This is a genomic window from Luteibacter flocculans, from assembly GCF_023612255.1.
Lineage (GTDB): Bacteria > Pseudomonadota > Gammaproteobacteria > Xanthomonadales > Rhodanobacteraceae > Luteibacter > Luteibacter flocculans.
The window spans coordinates 670157-682071 of record NZ_CP063231.1 but is presented as its reverse complement, the minus strand read 5'-3'; the positions used below and the strand labels follow the sequence as shown (position 1 = coordinate 682071).

Here is an 11915-nt window from a genome sequence, read left to right as displayed (position 1 = left end):
GGGGAGGGACGCGTGATCCAGTCGGTATGGCCTTACCTGGCCGTGATGTTGCTCGCCGCGGGATTCTGGCCCGCGATCGAGCGTCGCTTCGGCTGGAAGGTGTTCGAGATCCTTCCGCCCATCGTGCTCACCTACCTCAGCGTGACCGCGCTCTCCGTGGCCGGTCTCTGGAGCGCCTCGCCCGAGATCCATCTCACGCAGAACACGATCGTGGCAAGGCTGGTACCCGCCCTGCTCTTTCTGCTGATGATCAACTGCAACCTGCGCGCGATTCTCGCACTCGGGCCGCGCGTGCTCGGCGTGTTCGTCTGCACGTCGATCAGCCTGTTCTGCGCGTTCGTGCTCACGTTTCTGCTCTATCGACATTGGATGCCGGGCAACGCGTGGATGCCGCTTGCATCGCTGTCGGGTAGCTGGATGGGCGGCACGGCGAACATGATCGCCGTGAAGCAAGCCATCGGCATGTCCGATACGTCGCTGGCCACCACCCTGCTGACCGACGCGCTGTGCTACTCCATGTGGGTCGTCGTGCTGTTCGCGGTCGCTCGACTGGCGCCTGCGTTCAATCGCTGGACGCGCGCGACGTCGAGCGCGGGGATGGAGGTCGCCGAAGCGGCGCCGCGCGCACCCGCCACCGGAGAAAGCGTGCTCCTGTGGCTGGGTCTGGCCCTGCTCGTTGCCGCGCTCTCCGCAGCACTGGGTGCGAAGCTCCCCGTCGGCAGCATGGTCTCCGCGACGACCTGGACGATCCTCATTGCCACGACGGCCGGTCTCGTGGCAGCGCATACACCGTTGGCCCGGCTGCCCGGCGCGCCGTCGGTATCGAGCGCGCTGCTGATCTGCGTGGTTGCCGTGCTGGCCTCGCAAAGCAGTTTCGCGGGCATCGCCGCCGCACCGCTCTATCTGCTGGCCGGGGTGACGGTGATCGCTCTGCACGCCGTCCTGCTCTCCCTCGCCGCGCGCCTGTTTCACTTCGATCTGTATCTTTGCGGCATTTCCTCGCTGGCCCATATCGGCGGCGTCGCGGCCACGCCGGTATTGGCGGCGACCTATTCGCGTTCGCTCGTGCCCGTGGGCATCCTGCTTGCGCTGCTCGGCTATATCCTCGGCACGGGCTTCGGTCTTCTCGTCGCCGCCGTTCTTTCGGCGCTGGCCTCCTGATTCAAGGACTTCCATGAACACGCTTCGCCATACCTTGCTTGCGGCCACGCTGGTGTTCGCCATGGGCGCGGCCCCCGCCTTCGGCCGCGACCTGCCCGTGCCACCGTCAGGCGTCATCGGCATGAGCGATGCGCAGCTCTCGCCGGAATTTTGGGTGAGCCGCCTGCCCGATGCCGATGCACCGGTACTCGACCGCGCCGCGATCGCGGCCCTCAACGAACGCGTCGCGCGGCTCGACCCCTCGATGCACGACATCCGCCACCTGGCGGCGACGCTGCCACTGGCGCAGGTCAAGGGCTGGATCGAAAAACTCACCCGCCGTCCGGACAAGCCGCTGTACGACGTCGAAGGCAAGCCGGTGCCTGCCACCACCCTCGACGCGGTGGTAACCAACGCAGCGATCGACCGTATTCCGGCACAGGTGACGCCACGCTACGGCATGGCCGTGCGGCGTGCGGCACTGCGCGGCTTCCCCACGGACCTGCGCGTTTTCAGCCACGCAGGCGATACCGATATCGACCGTTTCCAGGAAAGCACGCTGTTTCCCGGTGACCCGCTGGTCGCCGTGCATACCAGCCACGATGGCAAGTGGGTGTTCGTCGTGAGTCCGCGCTACGCGGCCTGGATGCATGCGGACGATGTTGCCTACGGCGATGCCGCCACCGTGTTCGCCCATGCCGATGCCACGCCCTATCGCGTGATCACGGGTGCCAAGCCGCTCACCGTGTACACGCCGGAAGCGCCTGCCGTATCCGAGCTGCAACTGGACATGGGCACGCGCGTACCGTTGGATGCCACGCTGCCGCCGGACCAGCCGGTCAACGGCCAGAGCCCGTACGCCTCGTGGGTGCTGAGCCTGCCGGTGCGCGGCGCCAATGGCACGCTCTCTTTCCACCCTGCGCTTCTGCAGCGCAACCAGGATTCCTCGGCCGACTACCTGCCGCTGACGCGAGCGAACATCGTGCGCCAGGCCTTCAAGTTCCTCGGCGAACGCTACGGGTGGGGGCATGCGTACAACGGCCGCGATTGCAGTGGCTTCGTCTCCGACGTCTACCGCAGCATGGGCGTGCAGATGCCGCGCAACACGCGCGACCAGAGCATCAGCCCGGGCCTCACACATACGGTGTACACGAGCAAGGACAGCCACGAAACGCGCCTCAAGGCTGCCATGGCGCTTGAGGTCGGCGACCTCGTCTACATCCCCGGCCACGTGATGATGGTGATCGGCAAGATCGACGGTGAGCCCTACGTGATCCACGACGTGAGCGGCATGAGCTATCGCCAGGCCGACGGCAGCCTGCGCCGCGTCACGCTCAACGAGGTTTCGGTGACGCCCCTCCTGCCCCTGATGTTCAGTGACGACAGCACGTTCGTCGATCGCATGACCAGCATCGTGCGCATCCGCTAATGCCTTCGGGACCGAGTTCATGAAGATCACCGACATCCGCTTCGGCATGCTGCGCGTGCCGCTCAAGACCCCCTTCAAGACGGCACTGCGCACCGTCGACAAGGTCGAAGACATCGTCGTGATGGTGCATACCGACGATGGCCGCGTGGGCTACGGCGAGGCACCGGCCACGGCGGTGATCACCGGCGACACGCACGGCTCCATCGTCGACGCCATCCGCCATTACATCGCGCCGCGCCTGATCGGTCAGGACATCGCCGACCTCAACAGGGTCACGAAGCTGATCCAGGACACGATGGAGAAGAACACCAGCGCGAAGGCGGCGGTCGAGATCGCGGTCTACGACCTGTGGGGGCAGCTCTACGGTGCGCCGTTGTACAAACTGCTCGGCGGTGGCGATCCGGTCATCAGCACCGACATCACCATCAGCGTCGATTACATCGACAAGATGGTGGCCGACTCAGTCGCCGCGGTGGAACGCGGGTTCGAGTCGCTGAAGATCAAGGTCGGCAAGGACATCGGCGTGGACATCGAGCGCGTACGCGCCATCTACGCTGCGGTGGAAGACCGTGCCCTGCTCCGCCTCGACGCCAATCAGGGCTGGACCGCCAAGGAAGCGGTATATGCCTTGCATGCGCTGGAAGACGCGGGCGTACGCCTGGAATTGGTGGAACAGCCGGTCAAGGCGCGCGACCTCGAAGGCATGCGCTACGTCACCGAGCGCGTGCATACGCCGATCATGGCGGATGAAAGCGTGTTCGGCCCGGCCGAGGTCATGGACCTCATCCGCATGCGCGCCGCCGACATCATCAACATCAAGCTCATGAAGACCGGCGGCATTTCCAATGCCATCCGCATCGCGGACATCGCCGGGCTGTATGGCATCGATTGCATGATCGGCTGCATGCTCGAAACGAGCATCAGCGTGGCTGCGGCGGTGCATGTCGCGGTCGCGAAGTCCGACGTGATCACCAAGGTCGATCTCGACGGGCCTTCGTTGTGCTCTTACGATCCCGTGGAGGGCGGCGTCCATTTCAACGAGTCGGAGATCTCGATCAGCGACGCGCCGGGCTTGGGCATTCGTGCCATCCACGGCCTCGAGCCGATCTGAGGGAACCGCCATGTCGCCCTTGGTGAAGATCCGCTCGGAGCGCGACCGCATGTCGGCGGTGGAGCGGCGCATTGCCGATTTCATTCTGGAGAATGCTCAACTGCTGCGCGACTACTCATCGCAGCAACTGGCCAATGCGCTCGGCATCAGCCAGTCCAGCGTGGTGAAGTTCACCCAGAAGCTCGGCTTCCGCGGCTATCCCGATCTCAAGTATTCGGTGGGAGAGGCCATCGGGCGAAGTGAGGAGGGTGCCGCCGAACCGCCCGCCGCACGCGCCGGCGACGCCCTGGGCAGCATGCTGTGGCAGTTGAAGACCCAGGCTGAGGAAGCCACGCGGCTCATCAACCGACCCGAGACGATGCGCGAGTGGGTCGAGGCCATCGCCTCCGCAGGCAAGGTTTTCCTCATCGGCCTTGGCGAGGACGACCTCCATGCACGTGTATTCGCGCTGCGTCTGTCGCTGCTCGGCATCGTCGCCATCCGGCACTTCGACGTGGGACGCATGGCCGCGCAGGTAGCCATGTCGGCACCGGGCGACGTACTTGTCGTGTTTTCCGAACACGGCAAGCACCCGGCGCTGGTCAAGATCGCCCGTTACTTCCGCGAACAGCGCGGGCGCGTGGTGACCGTGACCCGACATACGTCCAACCCGCTGCGTGCAATGGCGGACATCGCGCTCGCCGTAGCGGGGCACGACGACGCTTCGTACGTACAGTCGCTCGTCTACCAGTCGTCCGTGCAGCAATTGCTCGACACCGTGTTCGTACATCTGTGCGAAGGCGACGAAGCGCGGCACGCGCGCCTCGTCGCCAACCTCGAACGCATCCAGCACATGCTGGAACCCTGATCGGAGCCGACATGTTTCCTCGTCCGTCGTTTTACCGTCTGCTGGGCACGCTCGCCATGGCGGCCACCCTCGGAGCCAGCGCTGCCGTCGCCTTCGAAGCGCCCGCCGCCTGGTCGGTGTCACGACAGATGATCGTCGTCACCACCGACGACTGGAATGCCGACCACGGTGTGCTGCGTGCCTATGTGCGCGAAGGCGCGCAGTGGAAGGCGGTCGGTCCTGCCGCCGACGTCACCATCGGCAAGCGAGGCAGCGCGTGGGGCATCGGTCTGAACCCGCCGGAGCGCGATGGGCCGGTCAAGAAGGAAGGCGACGGACGCAGTCCGGCCGGCGTCTTTCGGATCGGGCAGGCCTTCGGTTATGCGGAAAGCGCACCGACGGCACTGGCCTACCGCGGCCTCACCGCGTCCGATTACTGCGTGGATGTCGACAGTTCGCCTTACTACAACCAGATCGTGGATGCGCGCGATGTGGGTGAGAAAGCGGTTGCCGGCGCCACGGAGCCCATGCGTCGCGACCTGCACTTCAACGGCGACCATGCGTATCGCATCGGCTTCGTCATCGAACACAATCCCGACGGACGCAAGGGCCGCGGCAGCTGCATCTTCGCCCACCTGTGGAAGTCGCCCACGACGGGAACCGCCGGCTGCACGGCCATGACCGATGCGACGATGGAACGCCTGCTCGCCTGGCTCGATCCATCGAAGAAGCCGGTCTTCGTGCTGTTACCGAAACCCGAATACGCGCGCCTGCGCGAGGCCTGGAACCTGCCCACGCCATGACGGCCACCCAACGCATCCTGCTGGGTCTCGCACTGGGTGCCGCCACAGGTATCGCGCTCGCGCACTGGACGCCTGGCGCGGCCATTCGCGTCGCCGACGCCGTGCAGCCGCTGGGCAAGCTATGGCTCAGTGCGTTGCAGATGACGGTGGTTCCGCTGGTGCTCTCACTGGTAGTGGTTGGCGCCAATACGGCCACGGATGCGGCGGCATCCGGCCGCATCGCACGACGCGCGATCGTCGTGTTCCTGCTGCTGCTCGCCCTCGGCGCCGCCGTAGCCGCCGCGACAGCACCCGCGTTATTCCTGCTTTTCCCGCACAGCGACACCCTGCGTAGTGCCCTGGACGCCACGACGGGCCATCTGCCCGCGACCACACCCATTGGCTGGTCCGAGTGGTTGGCAGGCGTGGTGCCCTCGAATGCGGTCATGGCCGCCGCCGAAAGCGCCATGCTGCCGCTGGTGGTGTTCGCGATGTTCCTGGGTTTCGCGCTCACCCGCATCGCACCCGAGCGCCGCGCACTGGCGGTAGAGTTCTTCCGCGCCATCGCGGATGCCATGATCGTGGTCGTTCGCTGGGTACTGCTGCTGGCGCCGTTCGGCGTGTTCGCACTGATCCTCGCCGTCTGTGCGCGGGCCGGCCTGCACATGCTCGGCGCGCTCGGCGTCTACGTGCTGGTCGAGTGCATCGTGTACCTGCTGGTAACCGCGCTGATGCTGGTCGTGGCACGCATCTGGGGCCGCGAACCGTTCGGCCGTTTCCTCTCCGCCATCGCGCCCGCGCAGGTCGTCGCCGCCAGCACGCAGTCGTCGCTGGCCTCGCTGCCCGCGATGATCGAGAGCGCCGATCGTCGCCTAGGCTATCCGAAAGCGATCACGTCGCTTGTGCTGCCGATGGCCGTGTCGTTGTTTCGCCTGACCAGCCCCGTGCAATACATCGTCTCGGCGAGCTTCATCGCATGGGCGTTCGGTATCGATCTGGGCGTCGCGCAACTTAGCGCGGGTGCCGCGCTGGCCGTGGTCATCAGCCTCGGCTCGGTCGGCCTGCCGGGCCAGGTAACCTTCATCGCGACCAACGTACCCGTCGCGCAGGCGATGGGCCTGCCGATAGGACCGCTGGGGCTGATGCTGGCAGTGGATACGCTGCCCGATACACTGGCGACGCTCGGCAATGTCACTGCCGACCTCACTGCGACGAGCGTCGTCGCAGCGCAATCCCTTAAGGACAAGGCATGAAAGAATCCGCTACGGACGTCATCGTTATCGGCGCCGGCATGGCTGGTGCGTCGCTCGCATGGTTTCTCGCACCGCATCTGCGCGTCACGATGCTCGAACGCGAGCCGTTTCCCGGCTTCCACACCACCGGCCGTTCTGCCGCGCATTTCAGCGAGAGCTACGGATCGGCGCAGGTGCGCGCGCTGAGTCGCGCCACGCGTCCCTTCCTGGCGAGTCCGCCGGAGGGCTTTGCCGCCCATCCGTTGCTCCAGCCGCGCGGCTCCCTGGTGATCGGCGGCACGGAGCAGGCTGAACGCGTACATGCCGAATACGAGGCGGTGCGCGCATTCACCCCGTCGCTGCGCTGGCTGGATGAGCAGGACATCGCCACGCTCGTACCGGTGCTGCGTCCGACGTCGGCGCACGTGGCGTTCTTCGAACCGCATTCCGCGGATATCGACGTCAACGAACTGCACCAGGGCTTCCTGCGCGGGGCAAAAGCGCATGGCGCGCTGCTGCATGTCGATACCGATGTGGCCTCGCTGCAACGCGATGGCAGCGATTGGGTGGTCAACGAACGATGGCGGGCGCCCGTCGTGGTGAACGCAGCAGGCGCGTGGGCCGACGAGATCGCCCGCCTCGGAGGCGTGTTGCCGATCGGGCTCGAACCGCGACGTCGTTCCGCATTTACCTTCGCAGCGCCCACAGGCATCGATGCCAGTGGCTGGCCTTTTGTCGTCGATATCGACGAGACCTTCTATTTCAAACCCGACGCGGGCTTGATGCTCGGGTCGGCCGCCAACGCCGACCCCACGCACCCCCATGACGTACAACCGGAAGCATTCGACATCGCCCTGGGCATCCACCGTATCGAGGAAGCCACGACGATGACCATCGCTCGACCGGTTCGCACCTGGGCCGGGCTGCGCAGCTTCGTTGCCGATGGCGATCTGGTGGGCGGTTTCGCACCCGATGCCGACGGCTTCTTCTGGCTCGCCGCACAAGGCGGCTACGGCATCCAGACCAGCGCAGCGATGGCTGAGGCGTGCGCCGCCATGATCCTGGGACGTGCGCTGCCTGCGCACCTCGCGGATCAAGGCATCACGGAAGCCATGTTGGGCCCTGCGCGTTTACGCATATAGCGCAGTTCGCCACGCGACCCAATGACCGCGGTACCGAGGGACATGCCACTCGGTACCGCCATGCCCAGCACGACGCAAACCGCACCAATCAATGCATCAGAAGTCGTACGACACGCTCAACCTGCCGTAGCGTGGCTCCTGTCGTGCAGTGATCACGCCGTAGGCCGGTTCGGGCAGACCGGGGCCAGCTTCCGAGTACGGATACTTCTGCAAGGCCCGGCGCTCATTGAGCAGATTGAACACGTTGGCGTTGAAGGCAAGCTTCCCTTCGCCGAACGACGGTCGCCAGGTCAGACCGAGGTCGATCTGACGAATCCAGGGAAGCCGCCCCTGCGCGCCCGGCGGGGAAGGTTCGCCGTCGCAGAAGTGGTAGTTGCCCTGATAGCCCGCCGGATCGGTACGATCCGGGCCGTAAAAGCCAAGGCAGTGTCGCGGCGTACCCGACACGAGACTCACGTTTGCCGAGGCCAACCATTCCGGTGCGATCTGCCAATAGCCGAACACCTTGAACTGGTGCGTGTGATCGTTGCTCTGCGGGCCATTGGTATGTTCCATGATCTCCGCGTTGTCCCAGTCCTCGCTTGTGGACGCAGCGGTCTGATTGAGGTCGGATCGAAGCTGACCTTCCGTATTGCCGTAGCTACGCGAGAACACATAGCTTGCCCGTGCATACCAGGTGCCGTCGAAGGGATGCTCCAGCAACAGCTCCAGGCTGTAGTACTGGCGCTTGAGCCCCTGGAAACCGAGTTCCTTGTTGCTGATCGGCACTTCGACGTGATTGCCGGCCGTATCGAGCAAGGTAAAGGTATTCGCCCGGCCCGGGTTGAACAGGTAGCAACTGTTGACCTGGTTCGTGTCGAGCGACAATCCGAGCGACTGACCCTTGGCGACGATGCGATCGATGTCGCAATAGTCGTCGATCGCATTGCGCAGCTTACGGTAGGTGAGCTTGGCGCCGTACACCCAGTCGCTGCCAAAGGTCTTCGTGAAGCCAAGGATGTATTCGTCCTGGTTCTCCGCCTTCATGCCCTTGGCGGCCACGGTCTTCGGGTCCGGCAATTGTCCGAAGTAATTGTTCGAGGACACGGGCACGCCAGGGGCGATTGCCGTGAGCCCGGTGGGCTGTCCATCCGCAGCGATGCCCGTATAGGTGAAGTACTGCGACGTGGACAACGCGCCACCTGCCGCATTCAGTGCCGGGTTCAACGGCAGCCCGAGGTAATAGCGGCCGGCGTTACCGTAGACCTTGAACGTCGCATCGCCGAAGACGTCCCAACTGAAGCCGAGTCGTGGCGCCCACTGCGGCGAGGTCTGCTTGATGTAGACCTCGCTGTCGGCGTTGTAGTTGGTGAACTGGTCATTGCGCAGGCCGAGCGTCAGCAGCCAGCGATCGGTGACCTGCCACGCGTCTTCGACGTACTGCGCCTTCTGGCTCGAACGCACGGTGGCGAGACTGGAAGACACGCCGCGAACGACGTAGTAGCCCTGTTCGCCGCCCGGATAGTTGCCCGGCGCGTCCACGCCGAGCCCCGTGGAGATCGGCAGGTTCGGCGACCCCTGGCCGTAAGTCCAGATGTAGCCGGGGCCGGAACTGGCGGTGCCCTGGTCGCGTGCGCGCGCCTGCTGATTGTCGATACCGGCCGTGAGCGTGTGATCGCCCAGCGTGTAGTGAATGTCGAAACGCGTGTTGGTGGTCTCGTTGCCGCGATTGGGGTTCGCCAGCGACGACACGGTCTGTCCGTTGTCGCGCGCTATTCCGCCCGTATAGGCAGGATTCTGGAAATCCTGTCCTGCGATATACACGGCGTCAGGGTTATAGCCCGAAGGTGACACGTAGTTGACCGTACGCATCTTGCCGTACTGGGCGCTGATGGTCAGGTTGTCGGTGAGGTAGCCGGTGTACTTCGCGGTGTATACGTCACCACCAAATTTTTCGTTGTTCGCACCGGAGAGGCGCTCGCCGCGCACGCGATTGGCGTAGTCGTAATCGTAGATCGTGCCCGAGCGCTCGGTCTTGTCGGACGCGCCGGTGACCTCGACGATGTTGCTGTCGTTGATGTTCCAATCCAGCTTGGCGTACCAGCGCGGAAGTTGATAGCGATAGGAGCGATCGGGCGACTGCGGCAGCGTCACATTACTCACGACGTCGCCCGTCTGCCTCTCTACTTCTGCCGCCGCGAAGAGGAACAGCTTGTCCTTGATCAAGGGACCGCCAGCGTAGAGGCTCGCCGTCGTCGAGGTCACCGAATTGGCGCTATTCGGTGCATAAAGCCGGCCGGCACGCGGCTGCGGCGGAAGTCCGTTGGTGTAGTAGCTGTCCTTCTCGCTGGCACGCAGCCCGTTCGGTTCCCAGATGAGCTGCGCGCCGCCATGCCACTCGTTGGTACCGCGTTTACCCACGACGTTGATCACGCCACCGTCGGAGCGCCCGTATTGCGCGCTGTAGCCGCCGGTATACACCTCCTGCTGCTCGATCGCGCCGTAGGGAAGCGAGATGCCACCAAAACCGCGCAGCGGATCGGTCGTATTGAAACCATTGACGTAGTAAGCGTTCTCGCTGGCTGCCGAGCCACCGAACGACACGAGCGAGTTACCGGTCGCGCTCTTGTAACTGCCACTGTTGTCCACCGCGCCCGGCGCCAACAAGGCGATGGCTTCGGAACTCCGCCCCAGCGGTAGCTTGGCCAGCTGCTGCGCCGTCACGACGGTACGCGAATCCACCGTCGAAACGTCGATGGGAGGCACGGCATTCGCGGTGACATTCACACCGCTGAGCTCTTGTGTCGACGAGACGAACGACACTTCCACACCGGAACCCACGCGCAATGCGACGTTGTCGCGGCTCTGTACCGTGGCGCCCGCATGCACGACCGATACCGTATAGGTACCCAGCGGCAGCTGCGACACGGCGTAACGGCCACGCGCGTCCACCGGTACCTCACGCGTGAGACCCGTGTCGTTCACCACACGAACCACGTCGCCCTCGCCGGCTTGCACCTGGCCATAAATGGAGCCCGTGGTGGACTGCGCCAACACACTCCCCGAATACGCGGCAAACACCGCGGCGGCCAACAGCGACCGCTGCAACACCCACTTGTTCATGAAACCCCTTGATCGTTAAAGATAGGCAAGCCCCGTCCGCATCGCCGTCCCCTTGCGAGGGCGATGGTTCGATCGCAGTGACCTGCCGCTATGCGGACACACTGGCCCGCTGCGCCTGCGAGGCGCGGTTGATCGTTATGACGTCAGAAGAGCGCCGTCCACCCAACAACAAGGGCGAGGCGAAGCCGCCGATTCAGCGGCAGTGACAACATCGCGCGAGGCAATGACGCGCGTGTGCGATTCGGGACATAACGAGTTGTGGGTGACGCATGACGACCCCTCGTTTTTTGCTGCGGTGCGACACCGTAACACGGGTCAATATGGACGTGTCAAGCGTTTGGACGTCTAGACGGCTTCGCATGTCAAGGATATGGATGCGAAGGTCGAGGCGTGCCCGCCGCGACTCTTCGGCCGAAGGCGCCGTGCGCCATCACCTTGGACTGGCGATAGTTGTGGGAGCCGCTATAGCGGCGAGGAAATTCCACCTCACCGCGTGCATGCTCCATGGGCTTCTCGCCGCCATAGCTGCTCCCACATAGCCAGGAGGATTCCAGCCAAAAAAGTTCATCGCGAATTCCGGGACGCTGTCTGGATACATCGGTTCATTCGCCGCGTGACTGTATTTGTCCAGCGACGCCGGTGACGCCCTTGGCTCGGATGGTGAGGCCAGAGCCTTCGGTGTCCCCCTCGCTGCTCAGACAGGTCCTCCGCGTTCGAAAAGGACGGCCGCTGACGCGGCTCATGTATCTATGGGCCTTCGGCCGCTCTCTTGTGCGGAAACTCGCATCGAGGGGGACACCGAAGACTCCCACGATGACTGAGGTTGTGTGTCGGGAGAGCCGAAGCGCCGCGCCACCTCTCCGTCGTAACTGCGAAGGCAGAGACGTCCATCCAATCCACACGAACGATCGCCAAGGCACCTAAAGTGCCAGCTCAAAGACATCACGCCACCCCACCGTCCGATGCCAGCACCCGTCCCCCTCGCCGCGATGTCTGGCGTCGAGGGCGTCCGGGTGGAAAAGGCCCGCAGGGGGCCGGCCAGGACGGCCGGCCGTCTTCGCCGAGGCAGGGATGCCGAGTCGAAGACCCCCGCCCGGACACCCGGGTCCGCCGCGGCGCAAGCCATCAGACATGGAGCCGCGAAGCGGCTC

Annotated in this window: 8 protein-coding genes; 7 read left to right on the top strand and 1 reads right to left on the bottom strand. The window is 64.6% G+C overall.

Annotation, left to right across the window (positions count from 1 at the left end; genetic code table 11):
* Positions 1-12 precede the first annotated feature (12 nt).
* From IM816_RS02870 to IM816_RS02840, 7 genes are read left to right on the top strand one after another with little or no spacing between them, the layout of a single operon-like run.
* Positions 13-1161: a DUF819 family protein gene (locus IM816_RS02870; protein WP_250339720.1), complete on the top strand. Its 1149-nt coding sequence runs from the start codon at positions 13-15 to the stop codon at positions 1159-1161.
* 13 nt (positions 1162-1174) lie between these two features.
* Positions 1175-2569: an SH3 domain-containing protein gene (locus IM816_RS02865; RefSeq protein WP_250339719.1), complete on the top strand. Its 1395-nt coding sequence runs from the start codon at positions 1175-1177 to the stop codon at positions 2567-2569.
* 19 nt (positions 2570-2588) lie between these two features.
* On the top strand, positions 2589-3680 hold the full coding sequence (locus tag IM816_RS02860; protein ID WP_250339718.1) for a dipeptide epimerase: 1092 nt from the start codon (positions 2589-2591) through the stop codon (positions 3678-3680).
* A gap of 10 nt (positions 3681-3690) precedes the next feature.
* On the top strand, positions 3691-4527 hold the full coding sequence (locus tag IM816_RS02855; protein WP_250339717.1) for a MurR/RpiR family transcriptional regulator: 837 nt from the start codon (positions 3691-3693) through the stop codon (positions 4525-4527).
* Between the two features lie 11 nt (positions 4528-4538).
* Entirely contained in the window at positions 4539-5309 is a 771-nt protein-coding gene (locus tag IM816_RS02850) for a L,D-transpeptidase family protein (RefSeq protein WP_250339716.1), read from the top strand.
* Complete coding sequence (locus IM816_RS02845) at positions 5306-6541, top strand: dicarboxylate/amino acid:cation symporter (RefSeq protein ID WP_250339715.1); 1236 nt, start codon at positions 5306-5308, stop codon at positions 6539-6541. Before IM816_RS02850 ends, IM816_RS02845 begins: the two co-directional genes overlap by 4 nt.
* A complete protein-coding gene (locus IM816_RS02840) occupies positions 6538-7662 on the top strand; it encodes an NAD(P)/FAD-dependent oxidoreductase (protein ID WP_250339714.1) in 1125 nt (374 codons plus the stop codon). The genes IM816_RS02845 and IM816_RS02840 overlap by 4 nt, the downstream gene beginning before the upstream one ends.
* Positions 7663-7758: 96 nt before the next feature.
* Here the strand turns inward: IM816_RS02840 and IM816_RS02835 are convergent, their stop codons facing one another.
* A complete protein-coding gene (locus IM816_RS02835) occupies positions 7759-10764 on the bottom strand; it encodes a TonB-dependent receptor (RefSeq protein ID WP_250339713.1) in 3006 nt (1001 codons plus the stop codon).
* Between the last annotated feature and the right edge of the window lie 1151 nt (positions 10765-11915).

Excerpts from the sequence above, each read along its gene's own strand:
- IM816_RS02865 (WP_250339719.1), top strand. The coding sequence starts at position 1,175 with ATGAACACGCTTCGCCATACCTTGCTTGCGGCCACGCTGGTGTTCGCC.
- IM816_RS02860 (WP_250339718.1), top strand. The coding sequence starts at position 2,589 with ATGAAGATCACCGACATCCGCTTCGGCATGCTGCGCGTGCCGCTCAAG.
- IM816_RS02855 (WP_250339717.1), top strand. The coding sequence starts at position 3,691 with ATGTCGCCCTTGGTGAAGATCCGCTCGGAGCGCGACCGCATGTCGGCG.
- IM816_RS02850 (WP_250339716.1), top strand. The coding sequence starts at position 4,539 with ATGTTTCCTCGTCCGTCGTTTTACCGTCTGCTGGGCACGCTCGCCATG.
- IM816_RS02845 (WP_250339715.1), top strand. The coding sequence starts at position 5,306 with ATGACGGCCACCCAACGCATCCTGCTGGGTCTCGCACTGGGTGCCGCC.
- IM816_RS02840 (WP_250339714.1), top strand. The coding sequence starts at position 6,538 with ATGAAAGAATCCGCTACGGACGTCATCGTTATCGGCGCCGGCATGGCT.
- IM816_RS02835 (WP_250339713.1), bottom strand. The coding sequence starts at position 10,764 with ATGAACAAGTGGGTGTTGCAGCGGTCGCTGTTGGCCGCCGCGGTGTTT.